Genomic DNA, 21543 nt, shown 5'->3' on the forward strand with positions numbered 1-21543 from the left:
TGCGTCGCTGCGTTGATCTGGAGCAAGGCGAATCTCCGGCCGCGGGCGAACATCTGCCCATCTCCACCGGGACAACAAAGGAACATCATGAAAATCCTCCTCGCCGTCGATGGCAGCGAATACACGGCTCGCATGCTCGACTACCTGGGCGCACACAAGGAATGGTCCAACGCCGGCCATGCGTTCACGGTCTTCAATGCCGTGCTTCCGGTACCGCATCGCGCCGCGGCATTCGCGGGGCCGGACCTTGTGCACACCTACTACGACGACGAAGCGCGCGTCGTCCTGGAGCCGGTGCGCGCCGCGCTGGCCGCGCGCGGCATCGAGGCCGCATTCTTCGCACACAAGGTCGGCCACCCGGCGGACGAGATCGCCGCCTTTGCGGAGCACGGAAAGTTCGACCTCGTGATCATGGGATCGCGCGGCCACGGCGCGCTGACGAACCTCGTGTTGGGTTCGGTGGCGATGAAGGTGCTGGCTCGTTGCACGGTGCCCGTGCTGCTGGTGCGCTGACTGATGATCCGCTCGATCATGGACAACGAATTCACCTTCCCGCTGGCGCTTTGCAAGGCGCAGTGGAGCATCGGCCTGCATGGGCTCGCCATGCTCGAGACTTGCGCTACGGAGTGCCTGGCACTCGGAGCGCACATGCTGGAGGACAGCAGTGCGCAAATCCGCGGCGATGCGGATGCCATTGCGCGCGCCGGCGATTGGCAGGCATTGGCGATGGCGCAGGCGCGTGCATTCTGGCGCCTGCCGCCGGAGCAGGCCTCGCCGGCTTCCGCCCTGGAACATGCGGCAGGCACTTCACCGTCTCGGAATGCAGTGGTGCAGGACGCCGTGCGCACACTGAACGCTGCGTTGAACGCAGGCCCGGTCCGGCCCCGCCGCAAGCGCAGGGCGGGACGCGCAGCCTGAGCTGCGAGCCGCCTCCCGCGCCGCGCATCAGGCAATGCTAGCCGCGGCAGCGTGCCTGGTTTGATGCAGATCTAGGAGGCCATCGCTCCCGCGTTGATACACGCCGGACACAAACCGTTCACCGAGCGTTACCCATCGATTTCGGCCGTTGTCACTGTGTTGCCGGGCGCTTCATAGCATCCCTCCATCGACACCGACCCACATCCAGGAGCGCTTCAAATGTTCAATCCGTCCCAGACCCAAGCCGCCGCACCGACCATGACCGGATTTCTCGCTGCGCGTGCATTGCCGCCGGCAGGCATGGCGGCTCACGAGCGGGCCAGCCAGAAGCTGACGGAAACGCAAAAACTGCTGCAGGAGCGCCTGGCGCCGCAGCGCCGCGTGGTGCACGCCGGCGACGTGGTCTACCAGGCCGGTGAGCGGTTCGGCAATCTCTACATTCTGAATTCGGGCTTCTTCAAGATCGTCAACATGTCGGCGGACGGCCGCGAACAGGTGGTCGGCCTCAAGTTCCGCGGCGACTGGCTCGGCTTCGACGGCATTGCCGCCAACCAGTATTCCTGCGACGCCGTGGCCATGGATACCGGCGAGGTGTGGGTGGTTTCGTACCAGTCGCTGCTGGCCGCCTGCCTCGCCGAGCCCGCCTTGCTGCAGGTATTCCACACCGCGATGAGCCGCGAAATCGCCCACGACCGGGACTCGCTGATGTCGGTCTGCACGCTGCCGGCCGATGCGCGCGTGGCGGACTTCCTGCGCTACTGGGCCGAGTCGTTGGCCGATCGCGGCATGCGCACCGACCAGATCACGCTGCGCATGACGCGCGCGGAGATCGGCAACTACCTGGGCATGACGCTCGAGAGCGTGAGCCGGGCCCTGTCGAGGCTCGCGCGCGACAAGGTCATCGAGTTCGTGGAAAAAGGGCGCCGCGATGTGCAGATTCCGGACGTGAGCGCGTTGTCGGCCTTTGTGCAGCGCTGCCTTGCGCCGGCGCCCGCCATGCTGCAGTGACGTGCGCTCACGCGGCGCGACGCTCGATCCACTCGAAGATACCCATGCCCGCCACCATGGCGAGCACGAACACCAGCGCCTTGGCTTCGCCCATGCCAAGTGCCACCAGACCCGGGCCCGGACAGAATCCCGCCACACCCCATCCGATGCCGAACAAGGCGCTGCCGGCCAAGAGGCGGCGGTCGATCTCGCGCGAGGCGGGCAGCTTCATTGCTGCACCAAGAAGGGAATGCGTGCGCTTCCGGGCAACGGCGAATGCCACCGCCCCGACACCGATGGCGCCTCCCATGACGAATGCGAGTGAAGGATCCCACGCGCCGCCGACGTCCAGGAATCCCAGTACCTTGGCCGGATTCGCCATGCCCGAAACGAGCAGGCCCAGGCCGAATACCAGGCCGGCAAGCAGTGAAGTAAAAGCAGCCATGGCAGGGGCGCCTCAGAATCCGAAAACGTGGCGGATCAGGAACACGGTCGCGAAGCCGGCGCCCATGAAAACCAGGGTCGCCGCCATCGAGCGCGGTGAGAGGCGGGACAAGCCGCAAACGCCATGGCCGCTGGTGCAGCCGGAGCCGTAGCGAGTGCCGATGCCGACCAGCAGGCCGGCCACGATCAACGCGCCGTAGTGCGCGTCGATGCGCAATGCCGGCAATGCCGCGAACAGCGCATAAAGCGCCGGCGCTGCGACGAGGCCCGCCACAAACGCGAGGCGCCAGGATACGTCGCCCCTGACGGGCCGCAGCAGCCCGCCGACGATGCCGCTGATGCCGGCAATGCGGCCATTGAGCAGCACGAACATCGCCGCGGCCGCGCCGATGAGCACGCCGCCCGCGAGCGCGGACCACGGGGTGAATGCTTGCCAGTCAATCGTCATCGTTTTTCCCTGGGGCAGTAGATCCGGTAGAGCAGGGCGAGGATCTCGAGCAGCGCCGGGTCTGCCACAGCGTAGAAGATGTTCTTGCCCTGGCGCCGCGTGGTGACCACGCCTTCGTTGCGCAGCACGCCGAGTTGCTGGGACAGCGTCGGCTGGCGGATGTCGAGCTGCGCTTCGAGTTCGCTCACGCACATCTCGCCCTGCGAGAGCTGGCACAGCAGCAGCAGGCGATCCTCGTTGGCCAGTACCTTCAGCACGCCCACCGCCTGGGCGGCGGCGCCGCGCAGGACCTCGGGATCGAAGACGGGGTGGGGTGATTTCATGGGTTCGGGGTGTCGGTCTGTCGCTAGGCTTGATAATAATATATAAATTTATAAAATATCTATCAATAGATCATTGATCGAATCCGAACCTGAGAGAGCGCATCATGAACACCCCAGTCTCCATCGAGGCCTTCTTCGATCCCCGCACCGAAACCGTTTCCTACGTCGTGTGGGATCCGGCCACGTTGGACGCGGCCGTGATCGACCCGGTGCTCGACTACGACTTCAAGTCGGGCCGCACCGGCCATGCGTCTGCCGACCGGGTGCTGGCATGCGTGGCCAAGCGCGGGCTGCAGGTCGAATGGATCCTGGAGACCCATGCCCATGCCGATCACCTCTCGGGTGCCGGCTATCTTCAGGAGCGGGTCGGCGGGCGCATCGCCATCGGCGAGAACATCCGCACGGTGCAGGCCACCTTCAAGAAGCTCTTCAATCTCGAGCGCGGCTTTCTGCCCGACGGCAGCCAGTTCGACCACCTGTTCAAGGACGGCGAGACCTTCGGCATCGGCGCGATCGAAGCGACCGCGATCCACGTGCCCGGGCACACGCCCGCCGACATGGCTTACCTGATAGGCGGCGCGGTGTTCGTCGGCGACACGCTCTTCATGCCCGACCTCGGCAGCGCGCGCGCCGACTTCCCGGGAGGCGATGCGCGCCAGCTGTATGCGTCGATGCGCCGGCTGCTGGACCTGCCGCCCGAGACGCCGATGTACGTCTGCCACGACTACCCGCCGGCATCGCGACCGGCGCAATGGCAGACCACGGTGGCCGAGCAGCGCGCACGCAACATCCATGTGCGCGACGGCATCACCGAAGACGAGTTCGTGGCCATGCGGCGCGCGCGAGATGCCACGCTCGAGGTACCGACGCTCATCCTGCCGTCAATCCAGGTGAATGTGCGCGCCGGCAGGCTGCCGCCGCCCGACGACAACGGCGTTTCCTACCTGCGCATTCCGCTCAACGCGCTGCCGGTCCGTCGCACCGACGCCGATTGAGCGCGGCACCACGGGGAATCGGTCAGCCGGGCTTGCCGTCCAGTCGCTGCCTGGTCAGCACGGGCCAATAGCGCACGGCATAGAGACCGAAACCGAGGCTCCAGAATGCGCCGGAAAAAAGCGCCGCGGCAACGGTGTGGGCCGGCGAGACCAGCGGCAGAAGAACCCGGATCAGCGCGGCGAGCAGGACCAGCACGAAGCAGGCGGTGTCGACCTGGTCGGCCCGCAGCACGCGCGCGGTGTGGCCCCGCGCGGTGCGCACCATCATGCCGATGATGAGCCCGCCGGCCGCTCCCACCGTCAGCGCATGGATGGCGAGCGATGCAGGCGCCAGGCCATGCAGCGCCAGCGCCCGCAGCGCGAGGTGAACCGGAATCCATGCATAGGCCACGTGCAGCACGAGCACCAGCGTGTTGGCCGGCGCCTTCCAGGGTCGCCAGAGCAGCCAGCGCGCGAGGTGCGCCAACGCCGCAAGCATTGCGACGGTGCTCCCCACCGCCGGCGGCAGGCCCGATGCGTCGACCAGCAGCAGACCGAGCACCGACCCCAGCGCGATCTTCTCGACCAGCGCATGCCGCGTGGCACCGGCGCCGGAAATGCCGTTGTTGGTGAACATCGGAATCACCCGCCCGGCCATGACGGCCATGATGAACAGCAGCACATCCAGCGCTACCTGAATGCCCAGCCATGCCGGCACCTCGATCACGCCGAGCGCCGACAGATGAAAGGCAAGCGCAGCACCCGCCAGAAGCAGCAGCAGTCCGACGAAAAAGTAGTTGCGCCGGTGTCCCGCGGCCACCAGCGGGCGGGCCAGGGCCACCGCGCAGGCCAGCGGAAATGCCGCGTTGACCACGGCGGCCGTCCAGGCGAAGGGCGTGAGCACGAGAATGCGGCCCGCCACCCACAGCGCCACCAGCGCTGCCAACGGCAGGCCGGCGGGTGTGGGCCGGCCCGACCAGTTGCGCACCGCAGTAAACAGGAATCCGACGATCACCGCCAGCGTGAAGCCGAACAACATCTCGTGCGCATGCCACATCGGCCCGCGCAGGTAGGCGCCGGGCAGCCAGCCGGCGAACTGCACCGCCCACAGCGCGATGGACAGCGCCGCGAAGGCGCTGGCGAGCAGGTAGAAGGGGCGAAAGCCGAGCTGCCACAGGGCAAAGGCCGGCGCTTGGGCGGCAGGGGGCTGTGCAGGTTCGAGCGGAATAAAGGACTTCATTTCGAGCGTCAGTTCAGCGAAGCAGGATCAGCAGCGGAGCAGATCTCATGGGGTTTTTCCCTTTGAGCGCGGTGAATCTTGAAAGGTGTCTTTCAGATGCACCCATGCTAGGAAAGCGTGGGCGGCCGCGGTTGATGTGCATCAACAGCTGCGGCAAGCATCGCGCCGAGCGACAAACTTGTTGCCTCGGCTGAACGCATTGGCTTGATTCAGCGCAATGCCCTGAAGCGCCAAAGCGGCGACGCTCGCGGCATGGCACTTCCAACTTACTTCGACCAACTGCTGCAGGCTGCCGCGGCCCAGCCCGAACCCCAGCGCCTGCTGTTCGTGTTTGCCGAAGCCGAGTTGCCCGGCGATGCCGATGCGGCGCAGCGCGCCCGTTTCGAGGCGGGGCAGGGCGGGGCGCTGACACCCGTAGCGTGCGTGGAGAAAGGCGTTGCAGAGCTCACCAGCTTTGCCGCGCTGGTGGCCGAATCGCGCCGTACCAGCTTGTCCTGGCGGGTGATGTTCGCAGCAGGCCTGTCCGGCGCGAACGGACAGCCGCCGTCGCCGCAACGCATCGACAGTGCGTTGCAGGCCATGGTCGAAAACGTGCGAAGCGGTGCTTTCGGCGACTATCTCGCACTCGACACCAAAGGCCGGCCCGTGCTGTTCGGCTGACGGCCCCCCACATTGCACCCAAGACAAAGGCGGCCGCGCCGCCCTTGTTCGAGTGCTTCTCCGAACCTCAGAAGAAGCCGAGTTTCTTCGGCGAATAGCTCACCAGCAGGTTCTTGGTCTGCTGGTAGTGGTCGAGCATCATCTTGTGCGTCTCGCGGCCGATGCCGGACTCCTTGTAGCCGCCGAAGGTGGCGTGCGCCGGATAGGCGTGATAGCAGTTGGTCCACACCCGGCCCGCCTTGATGGCCCGGCCCATGCGGTAGGCGGTGCTGCCATCGCGTGTCCACACGCCGGCGCCCAGGCCGTAGGGGGTGTCGTTGGCGATCTCCAGCGCCTCTGCCTCGGTCTTGAACGTTGCAACGGCGAGCACGGGGCCGAAGATCTCCTCCTGGAAGATCCTCATCTTGTTGTGGCCCTTGAACAGCGTCGGCTGGATGTAATAGCCACCGGCCAGTTCTGCGCCCAGTTCGGCCCGCCCGCCGCCGATCAGGCATTGCGCGCCTTCCTGCTTGCCGAGCTCGAGGTAGGTCATGATCTTGTCCATCTGCATGGCCGACGCCTGCGCGCCCATCATCGTCTCGGTGTCCAGCGGGCTGCCCTGCTTGATGGCCTTGATGCGCTCCAGCGCACGCGCCATGAACTTGTCGTAGATCGACTCCTGGATCAGCGCGCGCGAGGGGCAGGTGCAGACCTCGCCCTGGTTGAAGGCGAACAGGACGAGGCCTTCGATGGCCTTGTCGAAGAAGTCGTCATCCGCATCGGCGATGTCTTCAAAGAAGATGTTGGGACTCTTGCCTCCGAGCTCCAGCGTGGCCGGAATGAGGTTGCCGGCCGCGGCCTGCGCAATCACGCGTCCGGTGGCGGTCGAGCCGGTGAACGCGATCTTGGCAATGCGCTTGCTGCCGGCCAGCGCCATGCCCGCTTCGCGGCCGTAGCCGTTGACGATGTTGAGCACGCCCGGCGGCAGCAGGTCGGCGATCAGTTCGGCCATCACCATGATGCTGACGGGCGTCGATTCGGCCGGCTTGAGCACCACGCAGTTGCCCGCGGCGATGGCCGGCGCAAGCTTCCAGGCCGCCATCAGGATCGGGAAGTTCCACGGGATGATCAGGCCCACCACGCCCAGCGGCTCATGGAAGTGGTACGCGATGGTGTTCTCGTCGATCTCGCTCAGTGCACCTTCCTGCGCCCGCAGGCAACCGGCAAAGTAGCGGAAGTGATCGACCGTGAGGGGGATATCCGCGTTGAGCGTCTCGCGGATCGGCTTGCCGTTGTCCACCGTCTCCGCATAGGCAAGCAGCTCGAGGTTCTGCTCCAGGCGGTCGGCGATCTTCAGCAGCACGTTGGCGCGTTCCGCCGGCGAGGTGCGGCCCCATAGGTCCGCAGCCGCGTGGGCCGCGTCGAGGGCGAGCTCGATGTCTTCCGCACCGGAGCGGGCCGCCCGCGTGTAGGGCTTGCCCGTGATCGGCGTGATCACATCGAAATACTGGCCCTTCACCGGCGGCACGAACTTGCCGTTGATGAAGTTGTCGTAGGCAGGCTTGAAGTCGATCTTCGCGCCCGGGGTGTTGGGATTGGCGTATTGCATGGTCTTGTGTCTCCGTCTGTTGAGGCTGGAATGGCGACCGCGCAAACCGGATGCTGTGCGGACCCGGGATGGCATATCGCACGTGGCGTGCCAACCCGGGTTGGGCGGCAATTCCCCTGATCTGGCGCAAGAGCCGCGTCAGTTCCAGGCGCCAGACTGTGCAAGAGGCGCCTTGCGGTGAACACCTGTCACGAAACGGGACAGTCCGGTGCCGCATACGCGCTCAACCACCTGCAGACACATCGCTTGTTGCGCCGGACGGAAGCCGGCAACAGTACACACCGAGGCTCGCAAAGCCCGCATGGAGACAAGATGCATGCTCATTCTCTCGTCGCTCGAACGCGGGACTCGCGCTTGCGCGAAGCGCGCCTCCAGCTGCTGGGTGCCGGCGAGGTCGCGGACGGCCTGATCGACGCTTCGCTGCGCCGCAGCTGGGAGCGCAGCCGCGGCTTCGGCCTGGTCCCCGCGGGCCGCGTTCCCGGTGCACCGCATGCCTCCGCAGCGCAACTGGTGCGGGCACTGGACCGGCAGCGCGAACTGGCGTCTCACGCCCAGCCGATGATGGAGTTCCTGCTCGAGCAGGTGCGCGACACCGGCAGCATGGTCATACTTGCAGATGCGCAGGGCACGCTGTTGCGGGCCATGGGCGATGCGAGCTTCGCAAGCCGTGCCCAGCGCGTGGCGCTGCGGCCGGGCGCCAACTGGCACGAACAGTGGCGCGGCACCAATGCCATCGGCACCGCGCTGACCGACGGCGTACCGGTGGAGGTGCACGGCGGAGAGCACTACCTCGAACGCAACGGTTTCCTGACCTGCACTGCCGCCCCGATCGTCGACCCCGGCGGCCGTGTGCTCGGGGTGCTCGATATTTCGGGGGACCGGCGCAGCTACCACCGCCACACGCTGGGCCTGGTGCGTTTGGCGGCGCGCACGATCGAGCAGAAGCTGTTCGACACGCGCCACGCCGCAAGCCTGCGTCTGCGGTTGCACGCACAGCCCGAGGGCATCGGCAGCGTGACCGAGGGCCTGCTGGCCCTGTCCGACGACGGCTGGCTCATTGGCGCCGACGCGGCAGCGCTGGCGATGCTGGGGCTCTCGCGAGCCGACGTGGGCGCCAGCACCATCGAGCGGGTGCTGCAGCTGGACATGGAGATGCTTTGCGACTGGTGCCGCCGCCCCGCTGCCGCGCCGCGGGCGGTGCGCCGGCATGACGGAAGCGTGCTCTGGGCCCGGGTGGAGGCAAGCCGCGGCGTGCTGGCTGCAAGCCATGGCGGCAGCGCCGCCCGCCCGCATGCAGCTGCGCCGGCCGACGCGCTTGCGCAGCTGGACACGGGAGATCCGGTGATGCAGGCGGCAATCGGTCGCGCGCGGCGCGTGGTGGACAAGCCGATCTCGCTGCTCCTGCTGGGCGAATCAGGCGTCGGCAAGGAAGTATTCGCCAAAGCCGTTCATGCAAGCGGAACGCGTCGCGCGGGACCTTTCGTTGCGGTCAATTGCGCTGCGCTGCCCGAGACGTTGATCGAGGCCGAACTCTTCGGCTACCGGCCGGGCGCCTTCACCGGGGCGGGCCGCGATGGTGCGCCAGGCCGCATCCGTGAGGCCGACGGCGGCACGCTGCTTCTCGACGAGATCGGCGACATGCCGCTGGCTCTGCAGACGCGGCTGCTTCGCGTTCTGCAAGATCGCCAGGTGATGCCGCTGGGGGGAGGCAAACCGGTCGCCGTGGATTTCAGGCTGGTTTGCGCCACTCACCGCAATCTGCGCGCCGAGATGGAGAAAGGGCGCTTTCGCGAAGACCTGTACTACCGGCTCAACGGCCTGGCGCTGCAATTGCCGCCGCTGCGCGAGCGGCAAGACAAGCTGCAAATGGTGGCCGGAATGCTGCGCGACATCCTCCCCGATCGCGAGCTCCGGATTGCGCCCGACCTGGCATCCGCCATGTCACGCTACCGCTGGCCGGGCAACCTTCGTCAGCTGAACAACGCGCTGCGCACCGCATGCGCCTTGCTCGACGACAGCGACGCGATGGTCGATTGGCTCCACTTGCCAGACGATCTGGTCGACGACCTGCACGGCGCAGCGACGATGCGCTGTGCAATCGACGATGCCGTCGATCTGCGGGCGCAATCAGGACGAACGGTGAAGCAGGCCGTGCAGGCCAGCGGCGGCAACCTCTCGGAGGCTGCGCGCTCCCTGGGCATCAGTCGCAATACGCTTTATCGCAAGCTGCGTGAGTTCGATCCGCGTTAGCTCCACCGCGTGTGGACCAGCTCGGAGACATGGCGCGCAAGTCTCTGGGCTCATCCGCAGCTCCCCAGGTGCCCGCACTGGGTGCAGTAGTCGCAGCCGTCCTTGCGGATCATGGCGTGGGCGCCGCATTCGGGGCACTTGGCACCCGTCATCGGGGTCGCGGCAGTAACCAGCGGCACGGGCGCGTCCGGTGCCGCAGACACCTGGCCGCCGCGGCGCGCGATCAGCTGCTGAATCGCATAGGCGATGGCGCCCACTTCGGAGTCGTGCCACATCGGCACCTGGGTGCCGTCGGCCTTCACGTGGTGGCCCAGGCGTACCGGGCCTCGATCCCACGCGACCTTGCGCATGTCGGCGAGCGCGCGTTCGAGAAAACCGCCCCGTGCGGCGAGCGACAGCAGCCGCATGCTCGCGGTGATCCATTGCTGCGATTCGCCGCTCTGGCCCACAGGCATGAAGAATTCCACGGCCCGCTCGCGGCCGTCGGCCAGCGGCAGGAACGACACCACCAGGTAGAGCGTCTGCCGCCCCTGCTGCGTCCAGTACTCGATCTTTTCGGCGACCGCATCCAGTGCGCCCTTCGGCCGGCTCTCGATCATTGCGCGCATCGGGTCGGCCGCGGCGCTATCGGCCGCGGGGCGAGCCTCCGGCTGCGCTGCCGGCGTGACCTCCAGCACCGATCCCAGGATGCTGTTGGGCCGGTAGGTGGCCAGGCCCTTCAGGCGGGCGGTCCAGGCCTGCAGGTAGAGCCCCTTGAAGTCCTCGTAGGGATAGTCGGCGGGCACGTTCACTGTCTTCGAGATGGCGGTGTCGACGAAGGGCTGCACCGCTTCCATCATGGCCAGGTGGCCCGCCGCGGGCATCGACTGGGCCGAGACGAAGTACGCCGGCAGCTGCTCGGTATTTCCGCCCAGGAAGCGGTACAGCCGCCAGGCGTGGTCCTCGACGTCGTACTCGGAGAGGCTGCCGTCGGCCTCGCGCTTCTTGCGCCGGTAGGTCCAGGAGAACGCCGGCTCGATGCCGTTCGATGCGTTGTCGGCGAACGCCAGGCTCACGGTGCCCGTCGGCGCAATGGACACCAGGTGGCTGTTGCGGATGCCGTGCATGCGGATCTGTTCCTGCAGCGCCTGGTCCAGCCGGCTGGCGAAGGTGCCGCGCGCGAGATAGCGCTCCGCGTCGAACAGCGGGAAGGCACCTTTCTCGCGCGCCAGCGCCACCGAGGCGGCGTAGGCGGCGTCCCGCAGGCAGCGCGCGATGCGCACCGCCTTGGCCCGGCCCTCGGGCTGGTCGTAGCGCAGGCACAGCATGACGAGCGTGTCGCCCAGGCCCGTGAAGCCCACGCCGATGCGGCGCTTGGCCATGGCTTCGGCGCGTTGCTGGGGCAGGGGCCAGAAGGTGAGGTCCAGCACGTTGTCGAGCGCCCGCACCTGCAGCGCCACGGCTTCGGCGAAGCGTGTGAAATCGAACTGCGCCGCACCGCCGATGCCGAACGGATGGTCCACGAAGCGCGTCAGCACGATGGGCCCGAGATCGCAGCATCCGTACGGCGGCAGCGGCTGCTCGCCGCAGGGGTTCGTCGCCTCGATGTGCTCGCAATAGCGCAGGTTGTTGTCGTTGTTGATGGGGTCGGTGAACAGGATGCCGGGTTCGGCGAAGTCGTAGGTCGAGCGCATCACCACATCCCACAGGTCTCGTGCCGGCAGGCTCCGGTAGACCCAGTTGCCGTCGCTCGCCTGGGCCGCGCCGCGCGCGATCAGTTCGGTGCCCGGCCTGGCGCTGTGCACCAGCGGCCAATCCTCGTCGTCCGCCAGGGCGTGCATGAACTTGTCGGTCACCGCCACCGACACGTTGAAGTTGTTCCAGCGCCCCGGCGTGCGCTTGGCCGTGATGAAGTCCAGCACGTCGGGATGGTCGATGCGCAGCACGCCCATTTGCGCGCCGCGGCGCGCGCCTGCACTCTCGACCGTGGCGCACGAGCGGTCGAACACGTCGATGTAGCTGCAGGGGCCGGACGCAGTGGACGCGGTGGTGCGCACCTCGGCACCGCGCGGCCGGATGCGGGAGAAGTCGTAGCCGACACCGCCGCCGCGGCGCATGGTTTCGGCTGCTTCGCGCAGCGCCTCGTAGATGCCCGCGTAGCCTCCGGCATCCTGGCCCTGGATGCAGTCGCCCACCGGCTGCACGAAGCAGTTGATCAGCGTGGCCTGCAGGTCGGTGCCGGCGGCGCTCATGATGCGGCCGGCGCCTATCGCTCCGGCGCGCAGGTTGGCGAGGAAGCGCGCTTCCCATTGCGCACGCCCTTCTTCGGCTTCGACCGAAGCCAGCGCATGGGCCACGCGCGCGAACAGGTCCTCGACATCGTCTTCGCCGGGCTTCAGGTATTTTTCACGCAGCACATCGCGGCTGATGGGTTGCACGGGAAGTGGCTCCATCCTGGCGTCTTCGCGCTTCATGCCGCGGCTCCCCCATTCGGGATGGCGGGACGGATGCCGCCGAGCAGCCATTGCAGCAGGTCACGGACCGGGCGAATCTCGCTGCCGAACGGCAGCGTGCCCGCGCCGCGAAAGAAAAGACCCTGGTCGACGTGGCCTTCGAGCGCGTGCCCCAGCGTCTTGTCGATGCAGAACTGGCCCCAGCTCGCGGTGCCGTCGCGCAGGCCGCAGTGCGCCAGGCAGTCGAAGCGCATGGTGCATTGCTCCTTCTTGTGCGCCTTGTGCTGCAGGCGCGGCTCCAGCCGCAGGTACTTGTCCAGCCACGGCGTGCGTACCGCGCGTGCGGGCAGGCCCGCCGTGCTGACGAATTCGACGATGTCGGCGGGTTGGGCGTCGGCCAGCACCTGCTTGAAGGCCGGATGCGCATCGCATTCGGTGGTCACCGCGAACGCGGTGCCGAGCTGGACCGCCGAGGCGCCCAGGCCCTGCAGGCGCCGGATGTCCTGCAGGCTGCCGATGCCGCCGGCCGCGATAAGCGGGATGCGACCTTCGATGCCGGCCGTCTTGAAGAACTCGAGCACCTGCGGAATGGCGACGTCGAAGTCGAAGCGCGTGTCGTTCAGGTCGCCGATCTTCGAGGCGCCCAGATGGCCGCCAGCCAGCCGGGGATGCTCGATCACGATGGCATCGGGCAGGCGGCCCTTCTTCTCCCACTTGCGCACCACCAGCTGCACGCCGCGCGCGTCCGAGAGGATGGGAATCAGCGCCACCTCGGGGTGGTCGCGCGCAAGTTCGGGCAGGTCCAGCGGCAGGCCCGCGCCCACCACCAACGCATCGACGCCGCAGGCCATCGCGTGGCGCAGGTAGGCTTCATAGGCGGTCAGCGCCTTCATCACGTTCACGGCCACGAGGCCGCGCCCGCCGGAGAGCTCGCGGGCACGTGCGATCTCGCGGCCCAGCGCCTCGAGGTTGGCGGCATCGATGCGCTGTCCGGCGTCCGGCTCGGCATTCAGGTGAGCCGTGCGGGCCATCAGGTCGGGATGCAGCCGGCGCAGGTCGACGGCCGAGATCGTACCCATGCCGCCCAGCCCCGCGACCGTGCCGGCAAGTCCGCCGGCTGACACGCCGATGCCCATGCCGCCCTGGATGACGGGGAGGAGTTCGGTGCCCTTGAGGCGCCAGTTGCGCAGGCCCGAATCGCGCGAAAGCGCTTGCAGGGCGGCTGCTGTCTCAGAGTATCGATCCATCATGTTCCACATAAGGTTGATAGGGGCCGGTACCGGCGTTGGAGGCGAGCGAGGCCGGCACGAAGTCGCCCGCCTGCACATCGAACACATGGACTTCGCCTTCCTCGATCACGTAGTGCCAGCCATGCAGCGTGAGTGCGTTGCGTTCGACGCGGCTGCGCACCATCGGGTAGTCCATCAGGCGCTCGAGTTGCAGCACCACCGCGCGTTGTTCGCTGCGGCGCAGCGCGGCGGGGCTGGGACGCACCGGCAGCAGTGCCTCGTCGGCCAGCCCCTGCCACGACTTCAGGTCGTCCGGTTCCTGTGCGGTCATTGCACCAGCGGGGAGTCCGCTCCTTCGAGGACGAGGCCGCCAACCTCGGCGCGGCCGGCCAGCAGCTGCATGTACTGGTGCAGGGCCTTGGCGCGCGACTGCTGGGCGAGTTGCACCGCGATGCGCTGGCCCACCTCTTCGAAGGATTGCTGGCGCCCCGCATCGCGCGCGAGCACCTCGACAATGTGGAAGCCGTAGCGGCTATGGACCAGGCGCGGATGCAGGCCCAGTGCGTCGAGCCGTTCGGTGTTGTGGAACAGCTCGGCCGTGAGCTCGTCGGCGCAATCGTCCGGGCCGATCCAGCCGAGGTTGCCGCCCTCGGCGCCGCTCGGGCAGTTCGACAACGTCTGCGCGAGTTCGGCGAAGCGGCTGGGCGCGGCCTCCCTGTGGCGCAGTTCGAGCAGGGCTTGCTCGGCGCGCGCGGCCAGCGCCGCGACGTTGATTCCCTCCGTCACGGCAAACAGGATGTGGCGCGCATGCACGCGGCGGCCGATGGCGAAGTGCGCGCTTCGCGCTGTGTAGTAGCGGCGGCATTCGTCCTCGCTGGCCGCGGGCACCTCGATTTCGTCCTCGAGCATCTGCTGGATCACCGCCTGCTCGCCGCTGCCCAGGCGGGGTGCCAGGCGCGCATCCGAATGCGGCAGCAACCGGCGTGCGACGGCCTCCTGCCGCAGCAGCTCGGCCCAAGCCAGCTCGCGCAGGCTGTATTCGTCCGGACGTTCGCCCGGCAGGTGCAGCGCGACGCCGTTGATCGCCGCGCATACGGTCTCGGTCGGGGCCACGCTCGCGGCCGCCTCGACGGCCACCGGGGTTAGGGCCGGCACGGGTGCCGCGGTTTCGCGGCACTGGCAGGCGCCGCTGCCGCATCTGCCGGCGCTCACGAGGCCACCCCCGTCGACTTGGCGACGGCACCGGCCGGCACTGTCTTCGGCGGCGAATGAGGTGCGGCACTCGGTGCTGCCGCCGATGCCGGCTTGCGGGGCGCCAGCGCGCGGCGGCTGCGCACCACCTGATAGGGCCGGAAGACATAGCCTAGCGTGGCGAAGCCGCTCCAGACATGCACCAGCCGCGTGAACGGGAAGATCAGGAAGATCGACATGCCGAGGAACATGTGCGCCTTGAACACCCAGCTCGCGCTGTCGAGCAGTTGCACCGCACCACCGCGGAAGGTGACGATGCGCTGCGCCCACTCGGCCAGCAACACCATCATGCTGCCGTCCAGATGCTGCGCCGACAGCGCAATGGTTGCCAGGCCGAGCGCAAGCTGCAGCCACAGCACGACCAGCAGCACGATGTCGCTGGTCCTGGAGTTGATGCGGATGCGCTCGTCGAAAAGCCGCCGGTGCAGCAGGATCGTGACGCCGACGAAGCCGAGGAGGCCGGCGATGCCGCCCGAGATCATCGCCATGAGCTGCTTGCTGCCGGCACCGATGAAGGGCTCGTAGATGAAGTGCGGCGTCAGCATGCCGACGCTGTGGCCGAAGAACAGGAACAGCACGCCGACATGGAACAGGTTGCTGCCCCAGCGCAACTGGCCGGCGCGCAGCAGCTGCGAGGAGTCGCTCTTCCAGGTGTACTGGTCGCGGTCGAACCGGATCAGGCTGCCGATGAAGAAGACGCTCAGGCAGATGTACGGATAGATGCCGAAGATGAAATTGTCGAGGGCGTTCATATGCGGGCTCCACTGGCGGCGGGCGCCACCGGCTTGCGGACGATGTGGATGGGCTGCGCATCGCCGGGCCGGGCCTGGCCCTTCGTGCTGCAGCCGTCGAAGACGACGGGCTCGGCCCAGCTCTCGTCGATAGGCTGGTCGTCGGCCACCGCCACCGCTTCGGCCTTGTGGCCCGCCAGTTCGATGACTGCCGCCAGCACGCTCGCATAGGCGCTCTCGCGCTTGCGCAGCGCGCTGAAGATGGACGCAAGAATGTGCGCCATCTCGCCCAGGAACGCACGTGCCAGCGCCGGCGGCTGGGTCGACGCGAACTCGAGCACCACGCACAGGTGGTCGGGCACTTCGTGCGGGCCGAGCAGCAGCCCGGACTTTTCGTAGGTCTGGGCCAGGTCGATCATTGCCGGGCCGCGCTCGCGCGAGTCGCCGTGCACATGCTCGAAGAGGTGCAGCGAGGTGCTGCGGCCGCGATCGAACAGTTCCACGAACTGCGTCTCGGCCTCGATCGGGTCCATCGAGACCAGCGCGCGGGCCAGTGCCCGCAACTCCTTGCGGCGTGCCGGCGACAGTGCCGCCTCGGCGTCCATCGCATCGGCCAACTGGGGCATCAGGGCACGCGCCTGCGCATCGGGGTAGCCGAGCAGCAGGGCGAGTGCGCGAAGGGTGTGGCGTTGGGTTTTCATTGTTGCGCTCCCGGCGTCAAACCTTGGCGTGGATGGGAATCGTGCGGCGCTTGGCTCCGCCGAACAGGCTGGCCTCGGAACTGCCGTCGGAGCAGCCGTTGCCGAACGAGAAGCCGCAGCCGCCCTTCATGTCGAAGGTGTTCTCTGCGTACTCGCGGTGCGTCGAGGGGATGACGAAGCGGTCTTCGTAGTTGGCAATGGCCATCACCTGGTACATCTCTTCCACCTGCGCGGCGCTCAGGCCGACCTGCGCCAGCACGGCCGGGTCGGCGAAGTTGTCGACGTGCTTGCCGCGCTGGTAGGTGCGCATGGCCAGCATGCGCTCGAGCGCCCGGATCACCGGCTCGGTGGCGCCCGCGGTCAGCAGGTTGGCCAGGTATTGCACCGGGATGCGCATCTGCGTGACGTCGGGAATCGCGCCCTTGGCGCCCACGTGCCCGGCGTTGGCGGCCGCGGTGATCGGCGACAGCGGCGGCACGTACCAGACCATCGGCAGCGTGCGGTACTCGGGGTGCAGCGGCAGCGCCACCTTCCACTCCATCGCCATCTTGTAGACCGGGCTCTTCTTCGCGCCTTCGAGCCAGGCTTCGGGGATGCCGTCGCGCCGCGCCTGCGCAATCACTTCCGGATCGTGCGGGTCGAGGAAGATGCCGAGCTGGGCTTCGTACAGATCCTTCTCGTCCGGCACGCTGGCCGCTTCCTGGATGCGGTCGGCGTCGTACAGCACCACGCCCAGGTAGCGGATGCGCCCGACGCAGGTTTCCGAACAGACGGTGGGCTGTCCGGCCTCGATGCGCGGGTAGCAGAAGATGCACTTCTCGGCTTTGCCGCTCTGCCAGTTGTAGTAGATCTTCTTGTACGGGCAGCCCGAGACGCACATGCGCCAGCCGCGGCACTTGTCCTGGTCGATCAGCACGATGCCGTCTTCCTCGCGCTTGTAGATCGAGCCCGAGGGGCAGGAGGCCACGCACGCCGGATTCAGGCAGTGCTCGCACAGCCGCGGCAGGTACATCATGAAGGTGTTCTCGAACTGGCCGACCATCTCCTTTTGCACCGCGTCGAAGCTGTCGAGGTTGGCGTCCTTGCTGCGCTTGGCGAACTCGCCGCCGAGAATTTCCTCCCAGTTCGGGCCCCACTCGATCTTCTCCATGCGCTTGCCGGTAATCAGGCTGCGCGGGCGCGCCGTCGGCGGCGCCTTCATCGTGGGCGCCGACTGCAGGTGCTCGTAGTCGAAGGTGAAGGGTTCGTAGTAGTCGTCGATCTGCGGCAGGTTGGGGTTGGAGAAGATGCGCATGAGCAGGCTCCACTTGCCGCCCTGGCGCGGCTCGATCGAGCCGTCGGGCTTGCGCACCCAGCCTCCCTGCCACTTGCCCTGGTTCTCCCATTCCTTGGGGTAGCCGATGCCGGGCTTGGTCTCGACGTTGTTGAACCAGGCGTACTCGACGCCGGGCCGGCTGGTCCAGACGTTCTTGCAGGTGACCGAGCAGGTGTGGCAGCCGATGCACTTGTCCAGGTTCAGGACCATGCCGATTTGCGCGCGTATTTTCATCGTGGGTACCTCGTTCAGGCCGCCGTGGCGGCGGGCGCGTCGGCCACGTCCGCGGGCGTGTCGAGCCAGTCGATCCTGTTCATCTTGCGCACCACCACGAACTCGTCGCGGTTGGTGCCGATGGTTCCGTAGTAGTTGAAGCCGTAGCTCAGCTGCGCGTAGCCGCCGATCATGTGCGTGGGCTTCAGCACGATGCGCGTCACCGAGTTGTGGATGCCGCCGCGCGTGCCGGTGATCTCGGAGCCCGGCGTGTTGATGATCTTTTCCTGCGCGTGGTACATCATCACCATGCCCGGATTGACGCGCTGGCTCACCACCGCGCGCGCCGCAATGGCGCCGTTGATGTTGAACAGCTCGACCCAGTCGTTGTCGACGATGCCGGCGCTCTTCGCGTCGTCCTCCGACAGCCACACCACCGGCCCGCCGCGGTTCAGCGTGAGCATCAGCAGGTTGTCGGTGTACGTCGAGTGAATGCCCCACTTCTGGTGCGGCGTGATGAAGTTGAGCTGGATCTCCTTGTTTCCGTTGCTGCGGATGTTGTGGATGTCCTTCGTGGTCTTCAGGTCGACCGGGGGCCGGTAGACCGCCAGGCTTTCGCCGAACGCGCGCATCCATGGGTGGTCCAGGTAGAACTGCTGGCGGCCCGTCAGCGTGCGCCATGGAATCAGCTCGTGGACATTGGTGTAGCCGGCGTTGTAGGAGACCTTCTCGCTCTCGATGCCGCTCCAGGTGGGTGAGGAGATGATCTTGCGCGGCTGCGCCTGGATGTCGCGAAAGCGGATCTTCTCGTCCTCGCGGTAGATCGCCAGGTGCGTGTGGTCGCGCCCGGTCTGCTTGCCGAGGGCCTTCCACGCCTTCACGGCCACGTGGCCGTTGGTTTCGGGCGCCAGCTGCAGCACGACCTCGCAGGCATCGATGTCGGTGTCAATGCTCGGCATGCCCTCGGTGGCGCCGGCATCGGTGACGCGGCCGTTGAGGTTCCCGAGCTCGTCCACTTCGACCTCGGTGTTCCAGCCGATGCCCTTGCCGCCGTTGCCGATCTTCTTGAGCAGCGGGCCCAAGGCGGTGAAGCGCTTGTAGAGGTTCGGATAGTCGCGTTCCACGACCGCGATCTGCGGCGCGGTCTTGCCGGGGATGAGTTCGCATTCGCCGCGCTTCCAGTCGGCCACGCCGAAGGGCTGTGCCAGCTCGGCGGGCGAGTCGTGCATCAGCGGTGTGAGCACCACTTCCTTTTCGACGCCGAGATAGCCCGGGCACATGGCGCTGAAGGTGCGCGCGAAGCCCTTGTAGATCTCCCAGTCGCTGCGTGCCTGCCATGCCGGGTCGACGGCCGTCGACAGCGGATGGATGAAAGGGTGCATGTCGCTGGTGTTGAGGTCGTTCTTCTCGTACCAGGTGGCGGTCGGCAGCACGATGTCCGAGTAGAGGCAGGTCGTGCTCATGCGGAAGTCGAGCGTCACCAGCAGGTCGAGCTTGCCTTCGGGCGCCTTGTCGTGCCAGACCACTTCGGTCGGCTTGGCGTCGTCGGGCCCGAGGTCCTTGCCCTGCACGCCGTGCGTGGTGCCCAGCAGGTGCTTGAGGAAATACTCGTGCCCCTTGCCCGAGGAGCCCAGGATGTTGGAGCGCCACACGAACATGTTGCGCGGCCAGTTCGACGGGTGGTCGGGGTCTTCGCAGCTCATGCGCAGCGTGCCGTCCTTCAGCGCCGCCGCCGTATAGGCTGCGCCGTCGATGCCGGCGGCCTGCGCGTCGCGCGCCACCTGCAGCGGATTGGTCTGCAGCTGCGGCGCCGACGGCAGCCAGCCCATGCGTTCGGCGCGCACGTTGTAGTCGATCATCGTGCCGGCGAACGCGGCCTTGTCGGCCAGCGGGGACAGCACCTCCTCCATGCCGAGCTTCTCGTAGCGCCACTGGTCGGTGTGGGCGTAGAAGAAGCTCGTCGAGTTCATCTGCCGCGGGGGGCGGATCCAGTCGAGCGCAAAGGCCAGCGGGGTCCAGCCGGTCTGCGGGCGCAGCTTTTCCTGGCCCACGTAATGGGCCCAGCCGCCGCCGCTCTGACCGATGCAGCCGCACATCATCAGGATGTTGATGACGCCGCGGTAGTTCATGTCGCTGTGGTACCAGTGGTTCATGGCCGCGCCGATGATCACCATCGACTTGCCGTGCGTCTTCTCGGCGTTGGCCGCGAACTCGCGCGCCACGGTAATGACCTGGTCGCGCGGCACGCCGGTGATCTTTTCCTGCCAGGCCGGCGTGTAGGGCACGTCGTCGTCGTAGCTGGCGGCCGCCATTTCGCCCGGCAGGCCGCGCGCCACACCGTAGTTGGCGGCCTGCAGGTCGAACACCGTGGCGACCAGCGCGGTCTGGCCTTCGGCGCCGAGCGCGATGAGCTGGACCGGGACCGTGCGCACCAGCACATCCGTTTGGGTGTTGCTGGGAAAGTGCTCGCTCTCGATGCCGCCGAAGTAGGGGAATCCGATTCGCGCCGTCTGGCTTGCCGCGCCTGTGCCATCAAGCAGCGACAGTGTGAGTTTCACGTCACCGCCGTGCTCCGCTTCCTTGGCTTCGAGGTTCCACTGCCCGGTGTCGGCGCGGCCGTCCGCACCCCAGCGAAAGCCGATGGCGCCCTGCGGCACCACCACGCGGCCGTCTTCGGCCAGCGCGACGGTCTTCCATTCGGGGTTGTTCGGCTGGCCGAGCCGGTCGTCGAAGTCCGAGGCCCGCACGTAGCGGTCGGGCACCATGACTTGTTCGCCCGAGGGCAGGGTGTGCGCCTTGAGCATCACCAGCATCGGCAGGTCGGTGTAGCGGCGCGCGTAGTCGTCGAAGTACGCGGTGCGCTTGTCGAAGTAGAACTCCTTGAGGATCACGTGGCCCATGGCCATGGCGACCGCCGCATCGGTGCCCTGCTTGGGATGCATCCACAGGTCCGACAGCTTGGCGACTTCGGAGTAGTCGGGCGTGATGGCAACCGTCTTGGCGCCCTTGTAGCGAACCTCGGTGAAGAAGTGCGCGTCCGGCGTGCGCGTCTGCGGCACGTTGGAACCCCAGGCGATGATGTAGCTGGAGTTGTACCAGTCGGCCGACTCCGGCACGTCGGTCTGCTCGCCCCACACCTGGGGGCTGGCCGGCGGCAGGTCGCAGTACCAGTCGTAGAAGCTCATGCACACGCCGCCGATCAGGCTCAGGTAGCGGCTGCCCGCGGCGTAGCTCACCATCGACATGGCGGGAATCGGCGAGAAGCCGATGATGCGGTCGGGCCCGTAGCGGCGAATGGTGTGGATGTTGCTGGCCGCGATGATCTCGTTGACCTCGTCCCAGCCCGAGCGGGCGAAGCCGCCGAGGCCGCGCACGCTCTGGTAGCTGCGGCGCGTGGCCTCGTCCTGCACGATGGCGGCCCAGGCCTCGACGGGCGCAAGCGTCTTGCGCGCTTCACGCCACGCCTTGAGCAGCGTGCCGCGGATCATCGGGTACTTCACGCGGTTGGCGCTGTACAGGTACCAGCTGTAGCTGGCGCCGCGGGCGCAGCCGCGCGGCTCGTGGTTGGGCATGTCCCAGCGGGTGCGCGGATAGTCGGTCTGCTGGGTTTCCCAGGTGACGATGCCGCCCTTGACGTAGATCTTCCACGAGCAGGAGCCGGTGCAGTTGACGCCGTGCGTGCTGCGAACGATCTTGTCGTGCGCCCAGCGCGTGCGGTAGGCGTCTTCCCAGGTGCGGTCTTCGCCGGTGACCTGGCCATGGCCTTCGGCGAAGGATTCGCGCGGCTGGGCGAAGTAGGTCAGGCGGTCCAGAAAGTGGCTCATCGTTTGTCTTTCGTA

General features: G+C 67.3%; 18 protein-coding genes and 1 pseudogene. 6 read left to right on the forward strand and 13 right to left on the reverse strand.

The genetic code is table 11. The features are described from left to right. Positions 1 to 87: 87 nt before the first annotated feature. From ABIC94_RS05420 to ABIC94_RS05430, 3 genes are all read left to right on the forward strand, one after another. Positions 88 to 513, forward strand: coding sequence for a universal stress protein (locus ABIC94_RS05420; protein ID WP_354371904.1), 426 nt, complete (start codon positions 88 to 90; stop codon positions 511 to 513). 3 nt (positions 514 to 516) lie between these two features. Beyond that, positions 517 to 918 (forward strand): hypothetical protein, encoded by a 402-nt coding sequence (locus ABIC94_RS05425; protein ID WP_354371905.1) that lies wholly within the window; start codon positions 517 to 519, stop codon positions 916 to 918. A gap of 219 nt (positions 919 to 1137) precedes the next feature. After that, complete coding sequence (locus tag ABIC94_RS05430; protein ID WP_354371906.1) at positions 1138 to 1926, forward strand: Crp/Fnr family transcriptional regulator; 789 nt, start codon at positions 1138 to 1140, stop codon at positions 1924 to 1926. Between the two features lie 7 nt (positions 1927 to 1933). Here ABIC94_RS05430 and ABIC94_RS05435 read toward each other — a convergent pair whose 3' ends face one another. Genes ABIC94_RS05435 through ABIC94_RS05445 form a run of 3 tightly spaced genes read right to left on the reverse strand, consistent with a single transcriptional unit; the run spans position 1934 to position 3120 of the window. Continuing rightward, the gene (locus tag ABIC94_RS05435; RefSeq protein ID WP_354371908.1) at positions 1934 to 2350 is read right to left on the reverse strand and encodes a DUF6691 family protein; all 417 of its coding nucleotides are present in this window, start codon (positions 2348 to 2350) and stop codon (positions 1934 to 1936) included. A 12-nt stretch (positions 2351 to 2362) separates the two neighbouring features. Next, complete coding sequence (locus ABIC94_RS05440; protein ID WP_354371909.1) at positions 2363 to 2797, reverse strand: YeeE/YedE family protein; 435 nt, start codon at positions 2795 to 2797, stop codon at positions 2363 to 2365. Then, the gene (locus ABIC94_RS05445) at positions 2794 to 3120 is read right to left on the reverse strand and encodes an ArsR/SmtB family transcription factor (protein ID WP_354371910.1); all 327 of its coding nucleotides are present in this window, start codon (positions 3118 to 3120) and stop codon (positions 2794 to 2796) included. Before ABIC94_RS05445 ends, ABIC94_RS05440 begins: the two co-directional genes overlap by 4 nt. 104 nt (positions 3121 to 3224) lie before the next feature. Between ABIC94_RS05445 and ABIC94_RS05450 the strand changes: the two genes are divergently transcribed. Further along, the gene (locus tag ABIC94_RS05450; RefSeq protein WP_354371912.1) at positions 3225 to 4115 is read left to right on the forward strand and encodes an MBL fold metallo-hydrolase; all 891 of its coding nucleotides are present in this window, start codon (positions 3225 to 3227) and stop codon (positions 4113 to 4115) included. 22 nt (positions 4116 to 4137) lie between these two features. On the opposite strand, the gene ABIC94_RS05455 is transcribed toward ABIC94_RS05450, so the two are convergent. Then, positions 4138 to 5334: an NnrS family protein gene (locus tag ABIC94_RS05455; RefSeq protein WP_354371914.1), complete on the reverse strand. Its 1197-nt coding sequence runs from the start codon at positions 5332 to 5334 to the stop codon at positions 4138 to 4140. Positions 5335 to 5586: 252 nt separating this feature from the next. Between ABIC94_RS05455 and ABIC94_RS05460 the strand changes: the two genes are divergently transcribed. Then, positions 5587 to 5994, forward strand: coding sequence for a ribonucleotide reductase subunit alpha (locus ABIC94_RS05460; protein ID WP_354371916.1), 408 nt, complete (start codon positions 5587 to 5589; stop codon positions 5992 to 5994). 67 nt (positions 5995 to 6061) lie between these two features. Here ABIC94_RS05460 and adh read toward each other — a convergent pair whose 3' ends face one another. After that, on the reverse strand, positions 6062 to 7582 hold the full coding sequence (gene adh / locus ABIC94_RS05465) for an aldehyde dehydrogenase (protein WP_354371917.1): 1521 nt from the start codon (positions 7580 to 7582) through the stop codon (positions 6062 to 6064). Positions 7583 to 7894: 312 nt separating this feature from the next. On the opposite strand from adh, the gene ABIC94_RS05470 reads away from it, so the two are divergent. Continuing rightward, positions 7895 to 9832, forward strand: coding sequence for a sigma-54-dependent Fis family transcriptional regulator (locus tag ABIC94_RS05470; protein ID WP_354371919.1), 1938 nt, complete (start codon positions 7895 to 7897; stop codon positions 9830 to 9832). A 50-nt stretch (positions 9833 to 9882) separates the two neighbouring features. Here the strand turns inward: ABIC94_RS05470 and ABIC94_RS05475 are convergent, their stop codons facing one another. The 8 genes and pseudogenes from ABIC94_RS05475 to ABIC94_RS05510 all read right to left on the reverse strand — a co-directional run bounded on the left by ABIC94_RS05475 (position 9883) and on the right by ABIC94_RS05510 (position 21528). Then, a complete protein-coding gene (locus ABIC94_RS05475; protein WP_354371920.1) occupies positions 9883 to 12285 on the reverse strand; it encodes an adenosylcobalamin-dependent ribonucleoside-diphosphate reductase in 2403 nt (800 codons plus the stop codon). Further along, a complete protein-coding gene (locus ABIC94_RS05480; protein ID WP_354371921.1) occupies positions 12282 to 13511 on the reverse strand; it encodes an NAD(P)H-dependent flavin oxidoreductase in 1230 nt (409 codons plus the stop codon). The genes ABIC94_RS05475 and ABIC94_RS05480 overlap by 4 nt, the downstream gene beginning before the upstream one ends. Further along, positions 13495 to 13782 (reverse strand): annotated as a pseudogene (locus ABIC94_RS05485) (carbonic anhydrase); the annotation flags it as partial. The gene ABIC94_RS05480 and the pseudogene ABIC94_RS05485, both read right to left, overlap by 17 nt. 38 nt (positions 13783 to 13820) lie before the next feature. Then, positions 13821 to 14705, reverse strand: coding sequence for a peptidylprolyl isomerase (locus ABIC94_RS05490; protein WP_354371923.1), 885 nt, complete (start codon positions 14703 to 14705; stop codon positions 13821 to 13823). Continuing rightward, positions 14702 to 15496, reverse strand: a complete 795-nt coding sequence (gene narI / locus ABIC94_RS05495; RefSeq protein ID WP_354371925.1) for a respiratory nitrate reductase subunit gamma — start codon at positions 15494 to 15496, stop codon at positions 14702 to 14704. The genes ABIC94_RS05490 and narI overlap by 4 nt, the downstream gene beginning before the upstream one ends. After that, positions 15493 to 16176, reverse strand: coding sequence for a nitrate reductase molybdenum cofactor assembly chaperone (gene narJ, locus ABIC94_RS05500; RefSeq protein ID WP_354371927.1), 684 nt, complete (start codon positions 16174 to 16176; stop codon positions 15493 to 15495). The genes narI and narJ overlap by 4 nt, the downstream gene beginning before the upstream one ends. A 16-nt stretch (positions 16177 to 16192) precedes the next feature. Next, a complete protein-coding gene (narH, locus tag ABIC94_RS05505; protein WP_354371928.1) occupies positions 16193 to 17725 on the reverse strand; it encodes a nitrate reductase subunit beta in 1533 nt (510 codons plus the stop codon). 14 nt (positions 17726 to 17739) lie between these two features. Beyond that, complete coding sequence (locus tag ABIC94_RS05510; RefSeq protein ID WP_354371930.1) at positions 17740 to 21528, reverse strand: nitrate reductase subunit alpha; 3789 nt, start codon at positions 21526 to 21528, stop codon at positions 17740 to 17742. Between the last annotated feature and the right edge of the window lie 15 nt (positions 21529 to 21543).

Origin of the sequence: Variovorax paradoxus (assembly GCF_040544635.1) — a bacterium.
Classification (GTDB): Bacteria; Pseudomonadota; Gammaproteobacteria; order Burkholderiales; family Burkholderiaceae_C; genus Variovorax; species Variovorax paradoxus_R.